Genomic DNA, 19,564 nt, shown 5'->3' on the forward strand with positions numbered 1-19,564 from the left:
CAGCAGTCGCCGGACACGAACTGATCCACAAGAGCCGTTCGCGCGAGTGAGTTTGCTTCGGCGGCTCGATGGAAGAAGCGACGCTCTTATTGGATACCCATAAACAAGACGCGATGACGCTTCTGCGGCGCACCGTAGTCGGCCGCGTTCACCTTAACCACGATACCCTGTACGTGCCATCAGGCTCCTTCGCACGAAGGCGATCGAGTTGGTCCGCCGTGTCCTCACCCGCGTCCTGCACGAGATCAGGTTCAGCCAGAGACAATCTAACCCAGTCCAGGTGATCGGCGAATTTGGGGCGCAGTAGGCCGCGCACATTCTCGAAAAGGAAACCCATCGGGCCAATCTGGCGCACACCGCGCAAGGCTTCAGGCCACATGTCCCTGACATCTTCGTCGCCACGATGCAAACCGCCGATGGAGAAAGGCTGACATTGGCGGCCCGTCGGCAACGAACTCCGCCTTGCCCTTAAGCCTTGAACAGTCGACTACGCGGACGTCGTCCGAATGGACCTGCCAATGATCGAGATGCTCAATACGACGGGTCGATGTTGTGTCGTATGTTGTCAACTGAGTGCTTATCGCGTTCGACAAGGAGCAGATGCCCAACGCCTGCCCGAGCGAGGCCCAAGCCCCCCCCCCCCACAACCACTGAACATCTCGGCACTACGCATACTATTCCCCCTTCAATGCGAAGAGTCGCTAGGTCCCAACGATGAGGAATCAAGAACTGACAACGATAGGTTTCGCTGCTCTACGTGCGATACGGCAGTGCCCAGGGGTCAACGGGCAGCCGTCGTCACCGATGTTGGCGACTTGAACGCTTGGTCTGAAAGTAGCTCTTGGAATACCTCACGGAGGACGGCATCGAGCTTGCCGCAATAAAAGCCCGATTTACACGCGGGTCCGATCTAAATCTTGTAACCCGCCGGTAACTCGGACCTCGATATTCTCAATTGGGGCCAAGCTGCCCCCAGAAACGACGAAGGCCGCAGTGAACCGCGGCCTTTTTCGTGGGACATTTGGAGCGGGTTAAGCAATTCGAACGCTCGACTCCAACCTTGGCAAGCTGAAAGTCAGACCTTCGGAGCCATGAACCAGCGTATCCGCGCCCGTCGATAGGCATCCGGTATCGACAGCGCCCAGACGAACAGGCCGCCGGCATGGCGGCCAAGGAACGATGTTTCCGGCGTCGTAGTGACGTAGGACAGCACGGAAAACAAAACGACAAAAAAGGCGAAGGCGAGCCCGCGCGTCGCGTCGCGTACCGCGACGTGGCCGGCACCGGGCAGCACGACAGCCAAGGCCAGAACGACATAAGGATTGATCGTTTTTGTCATGGAACCCTCAAGCCGCTTGATAGACGGGAGCGACGATGTCGTCTTCGACCAGCAAGGCGCTCAGCGTTTCAGCTTCGTCAATGGCCAGTGCCACCAAGTCAGCGGGAATCGCCGTCAGCGGAAAACGCACCTGCCTCAGCACCTTGTGCGCACCAGGCTCGCCCTGCGCGGCCTGGCGGATGATACGGGTGCCACGCGGCGTGATGACGGCTTCCTTGACCTTCGGGTCGGCAAACAGGCTGCGGAACAGCGCCGAGACGCGCTCCACCTGCCATGCCGTTGCACGACCATCGCCGCGCATCAGCAGCGAGGCGTCAGTCTGCGCCGGTGATAGCCATTCCGGCATGTCATGGACCAGAGAGTAGTATTCCGCGCCTGTCGGCCGGGCGAGCGCGCCGATTGTCGGCCTGTTGCGCTCCCCGCTTTCGCTGAGCGTCACCCTGAGCCACAGCTGCGGCAGTCGCCGCGTGACCATCGTGTCGGCAATGAGTTCGATCTTGGCCCGGCGGCCATCTCTGGTCTCGCCGACCAGGACCGGGAACTGGTCGTGGCCGAAGGTAACCTTCGAATTCTGGAGCAGCCTGGCCGCGTCATCGAGCAGCCTCCTGCGTTCGGCGAGGGCGCCGCGATGCTCACGGACCGCGCGCGTGCCGATCCAGCCGCAGGAAACTGCGACGAAGGCAGAGAAGGCAAGCGTGGTGAGCATCGGCAACGCCTTGTTTTTTGGAAGATGGCGGCGCGGAGATCCGCGCCGCCATGCCTGGTCAGTAACCCTGCGGCTTCGGCCAGGGCATGGTGAACTGGTCGCCGCGGCGCACGAACTGGTAGCGCCGAAAATGGAACCAGAGCGACGCCACGATGTAGAAACACATCATCGCGCTGAGCTGCGTGCCATAGCCGAGGAACACCGCGAAGTAGGCCGTCGAGCACAGGATCAAGAGCACGATGGTCGGCAGCGGGTGGAACGGATGGACATAACCGCGCTTGATCGTGTCGAGCGGCCACTTGTTGCGGAACATCACCATGTTGAAGGTCATGAAGGTGTAGCCGAGCAGGCCCGACAGGATCGAGAAGGTCACGACCTGGTCGAGCGGTGCGCCGAGCGCGAAGATCAACGCGATCGGAACAAGGAAGACGATGGAACGGTAAGGCGTGCGGTAGACTGGGTGCACGGCACCGAACCAGCTCGGCAGGTAGCGGTCGCGGCCCATCGAGAACCAGGCGCGCGAGGCATCGTTGATGCAGCCGTTTGCCGATGCAAGCGTTGCAAAGGTGGTGCCGACAAACAGCAGGATCATCAGTGTAGTGCTGCCGGTGACGCGCGCTGCATCGAACAACGGCGTGCCGGCCTGTCCGAGATATTCCCACGGAATGAGGCCCGAGCAGACATACCAGGTCATGGTCGCGGCGATCAGCAGCGTCATGATGCCGGCCATGGTGCCGTAAGGCAGCGACCGCGCCGGCGAGCGCACTTCCTCTGCGGCCTGGCAGGTGCCTTCTATGCCGAGGTAGTACCAGAGGCCGAAATGCAGTGACGCGATGATGCCGACCCAACCGTAAGGCAGCGGATCGGAGGTCACGGCCGAGAAGTCGAGCGGCACACTGGAGGCGCCGAACTGTACCGAGATGAACAGCGTGATGATCGCAAGGAAGGCAATCGCCGTGATGATCAGGTTGAAGGTCAACGTCGCCAGCACGCCGCGATAGTTGAGCCATGCCAGAAACATGATAGCGAGGATGATGAAGGGTTGCTGGTTGAGGCCACTATGCCCCTGCATGCCGGCCACCGTGTCGAGCAGGAAGCCGACAGTGATCGCGTTGGCCGCTTCCAGCATGGTGTAGGCCATGACCAGGAACAGGCCTACATTGAAGGCCATCAGCGGGCCGACGATATGCTTGGCCTGCGCGTACTGGCCGCCGGCCGCGGCGACCGTCGAGGTCACCTCGGAGTCGATCATGGCGACGCAGGTATAGAGCAGGCCGGCCACCCAGCAGGCGATCAGGCCGGCGATCATGCCACCTTTGCCGACCGAGAAGTTCCAGCCCATATATTCGCCGACGAGAACGATGCCGACGCCCAGCGCCCAGATATGGGCGGGGCCGAGCACGCGCAGCAGCTGGAGCCGTTCGGGCTCGGCTGCGGTTGAAGTCACATTTGCCATCGTCGTCCCCTCAAATCTCGTGGCGTTCTGCGGTCGCCTCGATCTCGCCTTCGCGAGAGGAGATCAGCAGCTCGTTGTCATAGGTGCTGTCGATGCGGACGAGGTCGATGAGCATCAGGACGCCAAACAGCGCGGAGAGCGCCCAGGCCGCGTATTCCAGAATGTTCCAGATATCCATTGTGGCCTCCCCTAGCGCTTCTTGTCGCCGAAGCGCTCGTCGATGACTTCGCGGTATTCCTTGTCGGACAACCGCACGACCATGACGAAGTAACCGATGACCAGCACGACCATGACGATCAGCGCGCTCCAGCTGAAGCTGTAGTCGAAGCGGGCGGTGATGATGTCATTGGCGGCCGCCGGATCGGTGATGCCGAGGGCAGCCCATTGCTGCTGCTCGGCGGCGTTCTGGCCGAGCGCTTCCCAGGTCGGATTGGCGATCGGATTGGGCACTTTGACGGCGCCCGCCAGACCCAGATAGAGCGGAACGTAGAGCGCGCCGATGGTCAGGACGAGCAAGGTCACGACGTCGAAAATCTGGCCGGCGAGACTCTGTTTCGGAGGTTTGTAAGCCATTGAGCGCTCCTCAGCCGCGCCGACGACGCATCTCGTCGAGATGCTTGAGGTCGAGGCCATAGATGAAGTGTTTGTCTTCGACATAGTGGCGCAGCATGGCGACGATGGCCGCTGTGTTGAAGATCAGGACCAGCCCGCAGGCGATGGACAGGATGATGCGGATTTCCGGCAGCGCGATGTAGGACCACACACTGAACAGGGCAAACAACATGGTGCACCACAGCACCACGACAAATGCCACCAGGCCCGCTCGATCACGCCCGTGCATCTTGTCGATGCGCTGTTCGAGAGTCGCGTCCCCGCGTTGCTGACTTAAAGTCGCTTCCATTTTTCCTCCTGCACCACGGCCGTTTTCGGCTTCATTCTGGTTTGCTTCTGCGGGAAATTAATTTCCCCTGAGGAATGTCTGGCAAAGTTAATTTCCTGTCAAGTGACGACCGCGCGCACTTGTCGCACCACGACTTTCGACGAAACCCAATGTCATTGAATCGATTGGATTTTGTTGGCCCGACGCGGTGTCGGAAATTTTACGCCAGAGGTCGCTAACGGGCGGTCCGCATTGCCCAAACGGGCGGGAGCGTCCCTGCACGTTATGTTTTCGCAGAGTGAGCGGCAAAGAGAGTCGGCTGACGTTCGCGGCAACCTCAAACGCCAGCGGCGGCAGCCAGTATGTGAAGCCGGTTGCCGCCAATCACTATGGGAAGGTGGGGATCAGGCGCCTGATTTGACCGAGACCAGAACGAAGCTTGCAGGCCCTTCCTTCTTCGTCTTGTCTGTGACCAGCAGATAGAGATCGCCACCAAGGCCGGTCAGTCCTTCGAAGTTGTCAGTGAGCAACTGGCTGACCCCCGGGTCGAGATTTTCGACAGCGCAAACATTGGCCTCGCCGCATGTATTCGGATCGAAAACCCTGAGGCGGCCGATGCTTGGCGCGCCCTTCTGTTGGCGCGTCCGTTCAATCAGCAGCAGGCGACCTTCCGGCATCGGCTCGATTGCCTTGAGGTTGCTGCGCTTGGGCTGGAAGGTAGCGAAGCTCCAGCGCCTGCCGTCGAGGCCATGGATGGTGTGGGTGTCGCCCGGCTCGCTCAGCAACGCCTCCTCCGGTGCAGTGACCACACCAAGCGAACCCGCGATTGCCACCGCTTCGAGGCGGCTGTTGGCCTCGCTGTACTTTGCCGCATCGGCCAGTGCTTCCGGCAGTTGCAGCGCACCGAGCACGGTGCCGTCGGGCTTGACCCGATGGATAGCCGGCCCATCCTCGAAGGCGACGAGAAGTTGGGTGTCGCCCTGCTTGCCGTTGTTGCCATTGCTGACGGCCAGCCCCTCGGCATTGACGACCTGTGGGGCCACGCCTGCCCTCAACGGCACCGACTGGACGGGCTCCAGATTGGCGATCCTGCCGTCCGCGATCTCGAGCCGGAAGTGATGCAGCACGCCGTCGTCGGAGACGGCGTAAAGCAGCTTCTCGTCGGCATCCCAGGCAAGGCCGGACAGTTCGTTGATCGATTGGCCGTCCGGCGCGGTTGCCGGAGCAGGCCTGCTGTCCAGCACTGCAAGTTCGGACGAACCTGCCATGACGGGGGCCGCGAGCACGAGGGCTGAAGCGCCGAGCAGCGCGGCGGTAAAGTGCTTGATCATGTCTCTCACTCCTATTGGATGTTTGGCTGGTGCAGGGCTGGACGATCGGTCACGCTGCCAAGCTTGCGCAGCGCCGGCAGGAAGCGGTTGTGCTTGGTGCCGGGGTTCAGCAGCGCGGTGGCGACGCAATATTTCGAGCAGCGCTTGGTCGGGTGCTGGTGCAGCGCCCTGAGGATGCCGTCGGCAACGCCATTGCCATTTGCCGACTTGGTTTCGAGGATGAACAGGTTGGGGTCGACGGCACGACGCGCGCCGCCGGCAAAGAACTCGAGACCGGTGTCGATGGTCATGCGTTCGCCGCCCTGCCGGGCCACCAGCGTCATGCGGCGGTAGCGCATGTCGAGGACACGGGACAGCTGATGTGGGAAGGCCTGGCCGTATTGCGCGTGGTAGACCTTGTCGATGAAGGTCACTGCCTCGTCGTCGAGTTTGCCGAAGCTCTCGACGTCGAGGTCGAGGCGCTTCTTGACGGTCATGCCGCGCTTGTCCTTCAGCTTCACTTCCAGAAAGCATAGCCCCGCCTCGACATAGCGCCGGATGCGCACCTTGGCCCGCTGCCGCCGGCCCTGGTGGTGGTCGAAATAGCTGCGGCGCCCGGCGTCGTCGAAGTAGCAGGTCTCGTAAGTGAAGGCGCGCCGGCCTTCGATCTCCAACATGTCGAAGACCTCGGTGAAAGTGCCGGCGGCCTGCATCAGCACGGTGCCGTCGACAACATATTTGTTGTCCAGCCGCTCCAGCATGGCGGCCTTGCCGTTCAGAGCCTTCAGGCTGATCGGCGCGAAGCCGCCTGCGATCAGCACGTCAGTGCTTGCGATAATGGACATTGAGCTTCGCCATTTCCGTGATGTAGTCGAGCTGCAGCACCTGGTAGGACAGCACGTCGACGCCCAGCCGCTGGGACAGCTCGCAGCGCATGGCAGCGGGGTCCGACAGCAGCGCGACATTGATCTTGTCGAGCGACACCTTGGTACCGCTGACCGACTGCAGCATGCGGGGATGATCAACGACGAAGGCACCGACGAGCACCAAGGCAACCGTCACCGCCACGAAGGGCAAGGTCGTGCCCTGGACCGAGCAGATGACGGCAATCGCCACGCTGCCGAAGAAGTAGGTCATTTCGGTCTTCGACAGTGGCTCCGATCGGAGCGTGAACAGCGCCAGGATGGCGAACAGTCCGAAGCCGGCGGCGACGCCGAACTGGACAGTTGACAACACGGTCAGCACGGCAAAGACGAAGATGTTGAATAGCGCCGCGGCGGTGACCAGTTCCTTGTCGCGATAGCGACGGTAATACATGCCGAACAGCAGTGCCGACATGCCGGTCAGGTTGATGCAGAAGCGAGCGAGTTCGGCCGCGAAGGGCGTCTGTAGCAACTGCGCGATCATTGCCCTCTCCCCGTCGTGGAAGAAGGCCTTCGTAGTGCCTGACAAGGCGAGCAAGGGATTGGCATTTGCGGTTCTCCTGAATTGCGCCGCCGAGCGGCTACGTCAGGAAAAACGGGCGTTGCGAGAACCTATTCCATCGCCGGCAAACTATTTTCAATCTAGGCGCGGAACCTGCAAATCGGCATGAAAACAGTATGATACGAGACGCCTCTCGCGCGTCGCCTGCGGCTCAGCTCCGACAGATCGTTCGCGCATTGAGCAGGCCCCAGCCAAACACCGGATCCTTGCCGGGCTTGCCGAGATCCTCGGCACCCTGGCGCAAAAGCGTCTCGACCTCGCCGGCCTTGAGCTCAGGATTGGCGGCCTTGACCATCGCCACTGCCGCCGTGACAAAAGGTGCGGCAAAGGACGTGCCGGTCTTTGATGAGGCGCCCTTGACCGAGGCCGCCGTCCAGACCTGAACGCCGGGTGCTGCGATGTCGATATGATCGCCGGCTCCGGCCCGCCGGTAGGGATTCTTGCGCCGGTCGATCGCCGTTACGGCGATCACAGGCTCGTAGGCGCCGGGGTAGAGCGGGGCGGCGCGCGGGCCGCCATTGCCGGCGGCCGCGACCAGCACGATGTCGCGCATTGCCGCCGCTTCGACCGTTCGTTCCAGCAGAAGGTTAGCCGGACCCGTCAGGCTCATGTTGATGACGAGCACCCCCTTGCCCGCCAGCAGGTTGATCGCCCGCACAAGATCGTAGACGGCGGACCGGTCGTCATTGCCATTGCGCTGGAAAGCATCCACCGCAACGAGTTCGCCGCCGGGCACGAGGCCCGGCGTTCGGCTTTCCGCCGAGCCTACGAGAAGGGCTGCCACCGCGGTGCCGTGCTGGCGCCCGGACTCAGGCAGGTCACCAGCCGCCAGTCGGATCGTCTCGATCCGCCCGCCGGCAAAGGCGAGATGTTCCTCATTGATCGCCGTGTCGATGAGTCCGATCCGCGTCGATGCCGTGCAGCGATCCGGCATGTCAGATGCCTCCGGCCAGCCGACGACATGGCGCGCCAGGCATTGTTCCGCGCCACAAGCTTCGGCACGGTCCTGGTCGGGGCGGTAGAAATGGTTGAAGTCGACGACCGCATCGGGTGCCGTGGCCGCTACCTCGGCACGCGCCGCTTCGAGCGTCGTGCCGTTGGGAACAGTGAGCTTGACGATTTCGGCTCCAACGAGCGGAACATCGGCCCGGTCGCTGATGGCGTAGCCCGCGGCGGTCAGGCGCGTGATCGAGGCCTGATCGAGGCCGATTGCCACGATCTCCCGTGGCGCCTCGCGCACAAGCGCGGGCGCTGTACGGACTACCTTGCGTCGTGGCTCAGGCTTGCCGAAGAGATCGAAGAGATTACGCCCCTTCCCCGTTCCCGGCGAGCTGGAATCCCTGCTCTCCGAGCGGCTTCCGCCGCCATCATCATCGTCGTCATCGGCCAGCGCAATCCCGCCGCCGAAAACCTCTCCCCGCATGGGAGTGACCACGGACGCGCCAAAGGTCGCGCCGCCCAGCGCCACCGCGAACACAAGCGCAAGGGAACCTGACGGGCGCTTCAGCTTCATGGTTTGTCCTTTCCCCGGCGATATGGCGCGCTGATGGCAATTGTTAGCGATCCACATAAGCCTTTCGTCATCCCATATCATTTTGACTACATTTGTGCATTTTGAGCCCAACGGACGGGAGACCGGTTTATTCCATCACCTCGCCGATTTCCGCGGGAGAGACAGGATAGGACTGCATGAAGGGTGACGATGTTTCGGTCAGCGATCGGCTGATCGCTTTCCTACCCAATCTGCGTCGGTTCGCCATCTCGCTGTGCCGGTCGCGTGATCTAGCCGACGACCTCGTGCAGGCGGCATGCGAACGAGCGCTCGCCAGCCAGGACCGGTTCGAAGCGGGCACCCGCTTCGATGCCTGGATGTTCCGCATCCTGCGCAACCTGTGGATCGACCAGGTGCGCCGGACCAAGACGGCCGGGCCGCGCGAGGATATCGACAACCGCAACGACATCGTCGGCGTAAGCGGCGAGCATGACGCCGAAGCCCGGCTGACGCTGAAAAGCGTGGCTGTGGCAATCGACGAGCTTGTTGACGATCAGCGCGAGGTCTTGCTGCTCGTCTGCGTCGAAGACCTGTCCTACAAGGAGGCGGCCGAGGTGCTGGGCATCCCCATTGGTACAGTGATGAGCAGGCTTGCCCGGGCCCGCAAGAATCTTGCAGAGGCGGCTGGAATAAACGCCGCAACCGACCGTTCACCGGGTAAAGGTGGGAAGGCATGAACAGGCGCGATTTCGACGACGAAACACTGATGGCCTTCGCCGACGGCGAACTCGACGCCGAAACCACGGCGGCGATCGAGGAGGCTATGGGCAGCGACGATGCGCTCATTGTCCGCATCGCCACCTTCCTGGAAAGCCGCGCCAAAGCGTCAGCGGCGCTGAAGCCGCTGATCGACGAGCCGGTTCCCGAGGCGCTGACGCAGTCGGTGCAGAAGATGATCGATGAGGCGCGCATGCGCGAAAACGCAACTGCTGAACCAAGCCAGCAGCCTGCGACAGACAACGTCGTGACCTTCCAGCCGAAGGCAACACCAAGCAAGGTCGGCTCGAGCTGGACGCTGCCGCTTGCGGCATCGCTTGCCGCCGTCATCGTCGGCGCCGGCGGCTATCTCGCCGGCAAGGCAGGCATGCCAGTTGCGGACGGCCTTGCCATTGCTGGGATTACCGACCCGGCGATGATCAGAACGCTCAATGCAACGCCGTCAGGTAGCGATGTGACTGTCGGCGACACGACTGTACGGCTCGTTTCCAGTTTCCGTGATGGCGCCGGCGCGCTCTGCCGCGAGTTCGAGCTTCACCGCGCGTCAGGCTCGTCCCTCGTTTCGGTCGTTTGCCGCGCCGGCCAGCAGTGGGACGTAAGGCTTGCCGTGGCGGCACCGGCTGCCGGACAGGACTATGCTCCGGCCGGGGCTTCGGAAACTGTCGATGCCTATCTGTCCACGACCCAGGCCGGGGCGCCGCTCTCGGAGGCTGAAGAAAAACAGGCCCTCGGCTTGCCCTGAACGGCTCTATCGGGTGCCCGTCTGCGGGCCGCGCTTGCGTTCGCTGGCATAAAGCGCGACTGCCATGGCGCGGTTGCGCACGCCCAGCTTGTCGTAGAGATTCTTCAGGTGATACTTGACCGTGTTCTCGGAGATTCCGGTCCGCGTCGCGATCTGCAGGTTGGTCCAGCCGTCGGCTAGCACGCCGAGCAGCTCGAGTTCGCGCGTCGTCAGTCGCGACAGCGGCGTCTCGTTGATCTTGGCGACATCGATGTAGGGGATACAGATGCGGCCATTGGCGACCGCAAGCAGCGTGTCGAACAGGATGCAGGGATCGTCGAACTGATAGCAGAAACCCTGCACGCCCAGGCGCACACATTGCTTCAGGATGCCGACGTCGTGGTCGTTGGAAAAGATCACCATGCGCGCGGTGAGCTGTCGCCGCTGCAACTCGGTGAGAACCTCGCTGGCATCCATGTCGGACAGCTTCCAGGCAACGATCGCGACATCGAATGCCGGCTCGGCCGAGGCCACCGCCCTGATGAAGGCATCGCCGCTCTGCACCCCCTCGACGAAGGCGAAGCGCTCGTCGCGGCTGATCATGTCGCGCAAAGCCGAAATCACCAGCGGGTTGCGCTCGGCGATCAGGACTTTGAGCTTCTTGTGTTGCGCCATCAGCCAGCCATCGACATCGTACCTTGGCGCATTCCAATCGAATTCGCCAAGGTGCGCCCGCTCTGCAGCGACAGATTTCAGTCGTAGATTCGGAATCGGCTGACCAAATCGTGCGTTTCCTCACGAACGGCAGCTTCGATCTTGGCGTTGCCTTCCTCGCCATTGGCCGCAAGCCCGTCGATGACAGCCATCGTCATGCGGCCGACCTGGCGGAACTCCTCATTGAGGAAGCCGCGCGTCGTGCATGCCGGTGTGCCCAGGCGAACGCCTGACGTGACCATCGGCCCCTGCGGATCAAACGGGATGCCGTTCTTGTTGCAGGTGATGTGGGCACGGCCAAGGGCCGCTTCCACCGCTTTGCCGGTCAGATTCTTGCGCCTGAGATCGACGAGCATCAGATGCGTGTCGGTGCCACCGGAGACGATGTCGACGCCACCGTCCTGGAGCGTTTCGGCCAGCGCCTTGGCGTTCGAGACGACATTGGCGGCATAGACCTTGAAATCAGGCGTCAGCGCTTCGCCGAAGGCGACCGCCTTGGCAGCGATGACATGCATCAGCGGACCGCCCTGGAGACCCGGGAACACCGCCGAATTGATCTTCTTGCCGATCTCTTCGTCATTGGACAGCACCATGCCGCCGCGCGGACCGCGCAGCGTCTTGTGCGTGGTCGTCGTCACGACATGGGCGTGTTCGAGCGGGTTGGGATGCACGCCACCGGCCACCAGGCCGGCGAAATGCGCCATGTCGACGAACAGCTTGGCGCCGACCTCGTCAGCGATCTCGCGGAATGCCTTGAAGTCGATGATGCGCGGATAGGCAGAACCGCCGGCGAGGATCACCTTGGGCTGATGCTTCTTGGCGAGGTCGCGGACCTCATCCATGTCGATGCGGTGGGTGTCGGTCTTGACGCCATAGGAGACGACATTGAACCACTTGCCCGACTGGTTGACCGGCGCGCCGTGGGTCAGGTGACCGCCCGCGGCGAGATTCAAACCGAGGAACGTATCGCCCGGCTGCATCAGCGCCATGAACACCGACTGGTTTGCCTGGCTGCCGGAGTTGGGCTGTACGTTGGCGAAGCTGCAGTTGAACATCGCCTTGGCGCGTTCCCGCGCCAGATCCTCGACCTCGTCGACATACTGGCAGCCGCCATAATAGCGGCGGCCCGGATAGCCCTCGGCATATTTGTTTGTCAACACCGAGCCTTGTGCTTCGAGCACCGCCCTGGAGACGATGTTCTCCGAGGCGATCAGTTCGATCTCGTCGCGCTGGCGCTGAAGCTCGCGCCCCATCGCATCGCTGACTGCGGGGTCTGCCTGGGCGACGCCCGTGCGGAAGAAGTTGCGGGCACTGCCGATGCCGGGTCTTGTCGGGATATTCATGGGCTCCTCCTAGCGGCGCCTGAGACGCCTGAAATCTGGGTCATCCGGTCCAGCCGAGACCGGCGGAAATACAGTTGATCGAAAGCAGAAGCGCATTGACGGCCCGCTTCGGGTTGACGGTCGCGTCGTCCTGGGCGCGCACCTCGCGCAGCAGTTGCACCTGCAGCCGGTGGATCGAGTCCATCTGCGGGCGGATGCGGTCGAAATGGCGCTTGAAGGCCGGAAAGCGCTCGGACAATTTCAGGCCGCCATTGACCTCGGAGATCATCCGCCTGGTCAGCGCATACTCAGCCGAGATCTTGGCGTAGATGCGCTCGCCGACCTCGCGGTCCTGGACCAGCCCGGCATAGAGCTTTCCGATGTCCATGTCGGATTGGTAGAGACCCTTGTCGACCTCGTCGATGACCAGCCGGAAGAAGCGTGAGCGCTCGAACATCTGCCTGAGCAGATCCAGGCCGGCATCGCCGCGGACATTGACGAAGGAGTTCAGCGCACTGCCGATGCCGTACCAGTTGGTCAGCAGGTGGCGGTTCTGGCTCCAGGCGAACACCCAAGGGATGGCGCGAAGATCGGAGATGTCGCGGGCGCCGAAGCGGCGGGCTGGACGCGAGCCGATCTTGAGCAGCGCCAGCTCCTCGACGGGGCTCGCCTGATTGAAGTAGTCGATGAAGCCCGGCTCGTTGATCAGCCCCGAATAGGACGCCTGGGACATGCCGGTGAGCGCTTCCAGAGCCTCGCTGAACTCCGGAATGTCCTTGAGTTCGGCCTCGTTCTGCGACTTGACGCTGTGGGCGAAGACGCTCGCAGCAAGGATCTCGAGCTGATAGAGCCCGGTGCCGCGATTGGCGAACTTGGACGACACCACCTCGCCCTGCTCGGTGACGCGCATCGCGCCGCCAATGGTCCCCGCCGGCTGGGCGGCGATCGCCCTGCCCGTCGGCGCACCGCCGCGGCTGACCGAACCGCCGCGGCCATGGAAGAAGCTGATCTTGACCTTGCGCTTGGTGCCAAGTGCCGTGATGCGCCGCTGTGCCTTGTTGAGCTCCCAGTTGGAAGCGAGGAACCCGCCGTCCTTGTTTGAGTCGGAATAGCCGAGCATCACCTCCTGGCGGTTGCCGAAGTCACGAACCGACCGGCGAACGATCGAGACGCCGAACAGCTGATCGAGAATGTCTGGCGCGGCACGCAGATCGGCGATGGTTTCGAACAGCGGAACGACACGCAGCGCGATGGTGCCACTGCCATCCATGGCCGTTGCAAGGCCGGAATATTGTGCCAGCAGATAGACGGCGAGCAGATCGTCGCTCGACCGGGTCATCGACAGGATGAAGGCACCGACAGCGCCACCATTCAAGCCGGCCGAAGCCTTGCGGATGACGTCGAACAGATCGAGCAGCTCCTGCGCTTCCTCCGACAGCGCCAGCCTGTCAACCTCCAGCTGCTCGCCGGAGTTGAGCGCCGCCCTGATACGCTGCGTCCATTGCGGCGTGTCGGGTGCCGGTGCCGCGGCCGGGTCGGCGAGCTTGAACAGCTCTGCCAGCACACGGTTCACCACCGTCGAATTCTGGCGGATGTCGAGCGAAACGGTACGGAAGCCGAAAGTCTCCACCTGCTGGCGCAGCGGCCGGACGAAGCGTCTGGCAATCAGCTTGCCGCCAAGCTGGGTCAGCACGTTTTCAAGCTCATGCAGGTCGGTCTTGAAGCCCTCCGAGCGTGTGTAAGGCTTGGCAGAGGCTGCGCCGCGCATTGCCTCCAGCCGGTCGAGCATGGCACCGGCGAACTGGCGCAGCGGCTCGTCGGGATTGCGCGCCACGATCTCCGAGGCATTGCCGGAGCGATGCAGCGCATGCCCAAGCGCCTTGATGAAGGTATCGGGAATGTCGACGACATTGGCGCTGATGCTGAGCACGGTGACCAGCTTGCGCACCTGGCCGATGTACCAGCCGACGATCGCCTGGCGGCACTCGTTGAGCGCATAGGCCGTGATCTTTGCCGTGACGTTCGGATTGCCGTCGCGGTCGCCACCGATCCACGAGGCGTACCGCATGAAGGACGGCACCTTGATATCGTATTCGGGATAGTGACGGGCCAGCGCCTCTTCGACGCTGTCATAGAGCTTGGGCGTCGCTTCGAAGATCACTTCGCGGAAGAAGTGCAGGCCCCAGGCGATCTCGCGCTCGACCGACGGGCGCTCGAGCCGCAGCTCGCCCGACATCCACAACAGCTCGATCTCACTCTTGAGATCGTCGATCAGCTGTTCGCGTTCACGCGGCGCCCAACGTTGCTGCTCGAGCTCGGTCAGCTTGCGGTAGATGCGGCGGTGGATTTCGAGAACCGTGACGCGCTTGGCCTCGGTCGGATGCGCCGTCATCGTCGGGCCGACGCAGAGCTCTTCGAGGGTAGTCTGGATCTGCTCGGCCGGGTAGCCGCCGGCTGCTATTTCGCCCATCACATTGGCAAAAGAGCCGATGACCTCGTCGGCCCCGCCCATCTGTTCGAGTTCGCGACGCGAGCGCATCGCCAGAAGTTCATTGGCGATGGCAACAAGCTGGAACCAGATGCCGGTGGCCTGCAGCGCGGCAATGCGTTGCCCGCTTTCGAGCGCATCAAGGCTCACGCGGCCGGTAAGAACCTCCGCCATATCGGGCTCGCGTTCGCTGACGACAGAAAGCAGCACCCTGAACAGCAGGCTGCGCACGTCTTCGCGAAAGCTGAGTGGTCTGCTCTCCTCCAAGCGACACCCATTCATCTCGAGTTGTTTCCCCGTGCCGTTTCGTTGAGCCGGCTGTCGGGAAAGATGCAGTTTTCCTAACTGACAGCAGACAGTTTTTGTGCCGGCTTGAAAACGCCCCGGACGGGTAGATTTCCCATTCGTTCGGGTGGTGCCGAAACTGGCCGAACGATGATCTCCAAGCCCAAATTGGACTATCGCCGCAAGCACACGATCAGGATGTTGGCGTGGATTGGTCCAGCGCGTTTTGCAGTGGACGCGATTTAACTCATGTGCAAATATGTTGCATATAAGGCAAGTACGGGAGGCGCGTGAAAGTGAGGTCCACTACCCTGATCCGCATCGCCGCAGCACGATCCAAACGAGATTGAAGAGGAACATGCACATGCAGAAAGTGCTGCCGGAACTGTATGAAGGCCACGCGCCCATCACCCTCCACAACGCGTTCCATGACGCGCTCGAAGCGCTTGAGGAATGGAAGGAAGGCAATGAAGAGCCTCTCGTAGCCGTCGACGGCTACAACGTCCCCATCAGCCACATCTTCGCGCGCATGAGCGCGTGCACCGACCTGTTGCCGCTGCGCACCCGCGACGTGCTCGAAACCATCGTCGACAAGGGTTCGTTCCGCGCTTCGGGAGGCTCGCTTTATGCCGATGGCGCCAAGCTGGTGATGCCGATCTGCGTCGAGCGGCTGACACTGTCGCTGCTGCGTCCGACAGCCTCGTTGATCGAGCTGCGCAAGGCCTGCGAGGCCTGATCCAATCCTCTCCGAACGACCTTTTGCCGCGAACGCTCCAGCGTTTGCGGCAACATCATTTTTTGCGACTGAGTTACAGCCTGCCCTCGCGAACCAGCGAGCCAAGCGAAAAAAGCCCCGCTCGCTGGAACAGGGCTTTGTATCTCCTGGAACGTTTGGCGCCTCAGGCCGCCCGGGCGCTCGCCGCCTCGACGCCATATTCCAGCGACGAGTCCACGATGGTGTGCCACAGGCTGTCGGCAAAGCTGGTGAACACCAGCATGTTGTAGACAGGATGCCCGTCAGCGCCATTTGCGTCGCGCCACAAGTTGACTGCCGTGTGGTCGACCGACGTGTTCGCCGCTGCGCCGACCGGAAAGGCCAGGTCATGCAGATCGAGCGACGAGAATTTGGCGATGGCGTCGCGGCCGCGTGGGCCTGAAACCCGAATCAAGCAGCGGCCATCCGACTGGTCGGACAAAGATGCTGATCCGGCAAAGACCTGCACCATGGCCGCAAGCTGCGACGCCTCGTCGGTCCGGGGCGCAATGACCGTGAACTGATCGGGGCCCGACCAGATCAGCGTCGCCGTCTTACCGGTGACAGCCTTGGGCGTAGCCGGCGCCTCGATGCCGAACAGCTTCTTGGCGGCTTTGGCCGTCTCTGCTGCCTTGCCGCGCCGGGCCATGACCTGCACCAGCACGATATCGCGCACTTCATTGAGCGTCACGCCGGCATGTGCGCCGGCGGCGCCATGGCGGCCGGGAACAAGCGCCTTCTGCAACGGCGATTGGGTGTTCCAGAGATAATCAACCACGCTGGCGCGCTCCTTCTGGATCGTAGAAGACTGGGTTGCAGATTTCGGCTTCGTAGTCTTCGCTGCGCAACGGGTCGTGGATGCGCACGACTTCGCCGAAGCGCTCGCGACCGCGTTCGACCAGGCCAAGGCCGATCCACTGTTCCAGCATCGGCGAATAGCAGACCGAGGTGACGTAGCCCTGGTCGGTCTCGGGACCCGGGATTGCGCCCTTGGGAACGACATGTGCACCGGAGCGCAGGCGACGCTTCTGGTCAAGCGGCTTGATGCCGACGACGACCTGGCGGTCGGGTGCCGTCAGTGCTTCACGGCCAGCCATGACGCGGCCGATGAAGTCCTTCTTCTTCGACATCATCTTGCCGAGGCCGAGATCGTCGGCGGTCGTGGTGCCGTTGAGCTCGGGACCGGCGACGTGGCCCTTCTCGATGCGCATCACACCCAGGGCTTCGGTACCGTAGGGCGTGACGCCAAGATCGCGGCCGGCGATCATCAGGTTCTGCGCCATGGCAGCGCCATAACGAGCCGGGACCGAGATTTCGAAGGCGATTTCACCTGAGAACGAGATGCGGAACAGGCGAGCGGTGACGCCGCCACGCAGCTTGACCTCGCGAGCGCCCATGAAGGGGAAGCCTTCGTTGGACATGTCCTCGGACGGATCGACAAGTTCCTGGAGCAGCTTGCGGGTGTTGGGTCCAGCAATCGAGAACTGCGCCCACTGGTCCGAAGCCGACGACAGTTGCACGTCGAGTTCAGGCCAGAGCACCTGGCGGCAGAATTCGAGATGCGCCATCACAGGGCCGGCCTTGGCCGTGGTCGTGGTCAGGAAGTAGTGGTCTTCGGCGATACGCGAGGTCGTGCCGTCGTCCATGACAATGCCGTCCTCGCGGAGCATCAGGCCGTAACGCGCCTTGCCCACGGCAAGCGACGAAAAGGCATTGATATAGACGCGGTCGAGGAAGGTGCCGGCGTCCGCACCGCGGACATCGACCTTGCCGAGGGTGGAGACGTCGCAGAAGCCGACGCCGTTGCGCACGGCCAGCACTTCGCGGGTCACCGACTCCAGCCAGTCCTTTTCGCCCGGCTGCGGATACCACTGCGCGCGCTTCCACAGGCCGGTGTCGACGAAAACAGCGCCCCGGGCAGCAGCCCAGTGATGCGACGGCGTCAGGCGCCAGGCATGGAAGTTCTCGTCACGATGATGACCGGCGAGCGCACCGATCGCCACCGGCGCATAGGGCGGACGGTAGATCGTCGTGCCGGTCTGCGGGATGGTGCGGCCGGTGGCTTCGGCCATGATGGCGAGGCCGGTGATGTTCGACGTCTTGCCCTGGTCGGTCGCCATGCCAAGCGTGGTGTAGCGCTTGAGATGCTCGACGCTTTCAAACCCTTCGCGCTGCGCCAGCGTCACGTCGGACGCGGTGACGTCGTGCTGGAAGTCGACGAAGGCCTTGCCCTTGGCCTTGACCTGCCAGAGCGGCGAGATCGCATAGACCTCGTCGCCGGCTTCCGACGCTTCGCCGGCATTGCCGGATGCGCCGCATTCGGCGGCGGCCGCAGCACCTGCCGCATGGCCATCGCGCAGGCAGGCACCGAGCGAGAACTCGCCATTGGCGGCACCGGCAGTGGTCATGCCCTTCGGCGAATCGCCGGGAACGAAGGCGGCGATGTCGTCGCGCCAGACCGGCCGGCCACGATGGAAGCAGGACAGCCCGACATTCGGGTTCCAGCCGCCGGAGACGGCGAGGCAGTCGGCGTCGATCTGCTGCGTACGGCCATTACCGTCGGTGACGACAACACCGCGCACGCCGTCGACGCCACCCTTGACGTCGGAGACACCGCCCGAAAGCACGCGCAGGTCGGAAAGCTCGGCAAGCGCCTGGTATTCCGCCGGCACCTTGCCGCGCGGATCGATCACGGCAGCGATGTCGCCGCCGGCCTGCTGGATCGCCTCGACAGTGCGCCAGCCGTCGTCATTGTTGGTGAACAGTGCCACCTTGCGGCCCGGCATCGCCGCGAAGCGGTGGACATAGGTGCGCACGGCGGATGCCATCATCACGCCCGGACGGTCGTTGCCCGGGAAAACGATCGGCCGCTCGATGGCGCCTGCCGTCACCACAGAACGCTTGGCGACGATGCGCCAGACACGCTGGCGGACCTGATGCGGACCCGGCACCGGAACATGGTCGTTGACACGCTCGAGCGCGGCATAGACGCCGCCATCATAGACACCGAACAGCGCCGTGCGGACCATGATGCGGACATTCGGAAGGGCGGTGAGTTCGTCGGTCGTACGACGCACCCACTCCTCGGCATGCATGCCGTCGATCTCGCCACCGTCGCTGAGCAGACGACCGCCGAGACGGCTGTCTTCCTCGACGAGGATCACGCGCGAACCGGCGCGGCCAGCCGCCAGGGCAGCCGAAAGACCAGCGGCACCACCACCGATGACGAGCACGTCACAATGCACCCAGGCCTTGTCGTAATGGTCTGGATCGGGCAGCTCGGCGCTCTTGCCGAGACCAGCCGCACGGCGGATCAGCGGCTCGTAGACCTTCTCCCAGAACTTCGCCGGCCACATGAAGGTCTTGTAGTAGAAGCCGGCAACGAAGATCGGCGCGGCCAGCTGGTTGATCGACATGAAGTCGCGGCGCAGCGACGGCCAGCGGTTCTGGCTCTGGGCAACCAGCCCGTCATAGAGCTCCTGCGTGGTGGCGCGGGTGTTCGGCTCCTTGCGGGCGCCGCTGCGCATCTCGACCAGCGCGCTCGGCTCTTCGGAGCCTGCGGTGATGATGCCGCGCGGGCGATGATACTTGAACGAGCGTGCGACCAGCTTGACGCCGTTGGCAACGAGCGCCGAGGCCAGCGTGTCGCCGGCAAAGCCCGACATGACCTTGCCATCGAACGAAAACTGCAGCGGCTGCTGGCGGTCGATCAGGCCGCCGCTGCGCAGGCGATGCGACTGGCTGGCTGAAGCTGCCTGACTGCGGGCGCTGGTCGGCGCGCCCTCGAGTGCGGCCGTCCTGCCGAGCGGTTCGGATCCGGAATAGCCCGACATCT

20 protein-coding genes are annotated in these 19,564 nt (G+C 63.1%); 3 read left to right on the plus strand and 17 right to left on the minus strand.

From position 1 onward, the window contains the following. Positions 1-86 precede the first annotated feature (86 nt). The 12 genes from IG197_RS36930 to IG197_RS30150 form a co-directional block, all read right to left on the minus strand. Complete coding sequence (locus tag IG197_RS36930) at positions 87-161, minus strand: DNA cytosine methyltransferase (RefSeq protein WP_371746588.1); 75 nt, start codon at positions 159-161, stop codon at positions 87-89. Further along, on the minus strand, positions 149-451 hold the full coding sequence (locus IG197_RS36935; RefSeq protein ID WP_192320260.1) for a DNA cytosine methyltransferase: 303 nt from the start codon (positions 449-451) through the stop codon (positions 149-151). The genes IG197_RS36930 and IG197_RS36935 overlap by 13 nt, the downstream gene beginning before the upstream one ends. 624 nt (positions 452-1,075) lie before the next feature. Beyond that, on the minus strand, positions 1,076-1,339 hold the full coding sequence (locus tag IG197_RS30105; RefSeq protein ID WP_067967972.1) for a hypothetical protein: 264 nt from the start codon (positions 1,337-1,339) through the stop codon (positions 1,076-1,078). Positions 1,340-1,346: 7 nt separating this feature from the next. Beyond that, on the minus strand, positions 1,347-2,045 hold the full coding sequence (locus IG197_RS30110) for a hypothetical protein (protein WP_192320262.1): 699 nt from the start codon (positions 2,043-2,045) through the stop codon (positions 1,347-1,349). A gap of 58 nt (positions 2,046-2,103) precedes the next feature. Beyond that, positions 2,104-3,501 (minus strand): APC family permease, encoded by a 1,398-nt coding sequence (locus IG197_RS30115; RefSeq protein ID WP_192320264.1) that lies wholly within the window; start codon positions 3,499-3,501, stop codon positions 2,104-2,106. Between the two features lie 10 nt (positions 3,502-3,511). Beyond that, the gene (locus IG197_RS30120; RefSeq protein ID WP_154384350.1) at positions 3,512-3,679 is read right to left on the minus strand and encodes a hypothetical protein; all 168 of its coding nucleotides are present in this window, start codon (positions 3,677-3,679) and stop codon (positions 3,512-3,514) included. An 11-nt stretch (positions 3,680-3,690) separates the two neighbouring features. After that, entirely contained in the window at positions 3,691-4,074 is a 384-nt protein-coding gene (locus IG197_RS30125) for a hypothetical protein (protein ID WP_067967963.1), read from the minus strand. Between the two features lie 10 nt (positions 4,075-4,084). Then, positions 4,085-4,402, minus strand: a complete 318-nt coding sequence (locus IG197_RS30130; RefSeq protein ID WP_067967959.1) for a hypothetical protein — start codon at positions 4,400-4,402, stop codon at positions 4,085-4,087. Positions 4,403-4,785: 383 nt separating this feature from the next. Continuing rightward, positions 4,786-5,712 carry an esterase-like activity of phytase family protein gene (locus IG197_RS30135; RefSeq protein ID WP_182575088.1) on the minus strand — a complete coding sequence of 309 codons (927 nt, stop codon included), beginning with the start codon at positions 5,710-5,712 and terminating at the stop codon, positions 4,786-4,788. An 11-nt stretch (positions 5,713-5,723) separates the two neighbouring features. Continuing rightward, positions 5,724-6,536 (minus strand): polyphosphate polymerase domain-containing protein, encoded by an 813-nt coding sequence (locus tag IG197_RS30140; protein ID WP_192320266.1) that lies wholly within the window; start codon positions 6,534-6,536, stop codon positions 5,724-5,726. Then, positions 6,514-7,098 (minus strand): DUF4956 domain-containing protein, encoded by a 585-nt coding sequence (locus IG197_RS30145; protein WP_154384349.1) that lies wholly within the window; start codon positions 7,096-7,098, stop codon positions 6,514-6,516. Before IG197_RS30145 ends, IG197_RS30140 begins: the two co-directional genes overlap by 23 nt. Positions 7,099-7,327: 229 nt before the next feature. After that, on the minus strand, positions 7,328-8,689 hold the full coding sequence (locus IG197_RS30150; protein WP_192320268.1) for a S8 family serine peptidase: 1,362 nt from the start codon (positions 8,687-8,689) through the stop codon (positions 7,328-7,330). Between the two features lie 176 nt (positions 8,690-8,865). Here IG197_RS30150 and IG197_RS30155 point away from each other — a divergent pair, with 176 nt between their 5' ends. Both IG197_RS30155 and IG197_RS30160 read left to right on the plus strand, forming a co-directional pair. Continuing rightward, positions 8,866-9,405: an RNA polymerase sigma factor gene (locus IG197_RS30155; protein ID WP_192320270.1), complete on the plus strand. Its 540-nt coding sequence runs from the start codon at positions 8,866-8,868 to the stop codon at positions 9,403-9,405. Next, positions 9,402-10,187: an anti-sigma factor gene (locus tag IG197_RS30160; RefSeq protein WP_192320272.1), complete on the plus strand. Its 786-nt coding sequence runs from the start codon at positions 9,402-9,404 to the stop codon at positions 10,185-10,187. The genes IG197_RS30155 and IG197_RS30160 overlap by 4 nt, the downstream gene beginning before the upstream one ends. Before the next feature lie 6 nt (positions 10,188-10,193). On the opposite strand, the gene IG197_RS30165 is transcribed toward IG197_RS30160, so the two are convergent. The 3 genes from IG197_RS30165 to IG197_RS30175 all read right to left on the minus strand — a co-directional run bounded on the left by IG197_RS30165 (position 10,194) and on the right by IG197_RS30175 (position 14,957). Further along, entirely contained in the window at positions 10,194-10,841 is a 648-nt protein-coding gene (locus tag IG197_RS30165; RefSeq protein WP_154384348.1) for a response regulator transcription factor, read from the minus strand. A 77-nt stretch (positions 10,842-10,918) separates the two neighbouring features. Continuing rightward, on the minus strand, positions 10,919-12,223 hold the full coding sequence (gene glyA / locus IG197_RS30170) for a serine hydroxymethyltransferase (RefSeq protein WP_154384347.1): 1,305 nt from the start codon (positions 12,221-12,223) through the stop codon (positions 10,919-10,921). Positions 12,224-12,263: 40 nt separating this feature from the next. Further along, positions 12,264-14,957: a phosphoenolpyruvate carboxylase gene (locus IG197_RS30175; RefSeq protein ID WP_192320273.1), complete on the minus strand. Its 2,694-nt coding sequence runs from the start codon at positions 14,955-14,957 to the stop codon at positions 12,264-12,266. Positions 14,958-15,339: 382 nt separating this feature from the next. Between IG197_RS30175 and IG197_RS30180 the strand changes: the two genes are divergently transcribed. Further along, on the plus strand, positions 15,340-15,711 hold the full coding sequence (locus IG197_RS30180) for a hypothetical protein (RefSeq protein ID WP_067967937.1): 372 nt from the start codon (positions 15,340-15,342) through the stop codon (positions 15,709-15,711). 163 nt (positions 15,712-15,874) lie between these two features. On the opposite strand, the gene IG197_RS30185 is transcribed toward IG197_RS30180, so the two are convergent. Further along, the gene (locus IG197_RS30185) at positions 15,875-16,507 is read right to left on the minus strand and encodes a sarcosine oxidase subunit gamma (protein ID WP_067967934.1); all 633 of its coding nucleotides are present in this window, start codon (positions 16,505-16,507) and stop codon (positions 15,875-15,877) included. Then, positions 16,500-19,562: a sarcosine oxidase subunit alpha family protein gene (locus tag IG197_RS30190; RefSeq protein WP_246765450.1), complete on the minus strand. Its 3,063-nt coding sequence runs from the start codon at positions 19,560-19,562 to the stop codon at positions 16,500-16,502. The genes IG197_RS30185 and IG197_RS30190 overlap by 8 nt, the downstream gene beginning before the upstream one ends. Positions 19,563-19,564 lie beyond the last annotated feature (2 nt).

It is taken from the genome of Aminobacter sp. SR38, assembly GCF_014843375.1.
Lineage (GTDB): Bacteria > Pseudomonadota > Alphaproteobacteria > Rhizobiales > Rhizobiaceae > Aminobacter > Aminobacter ciceronei.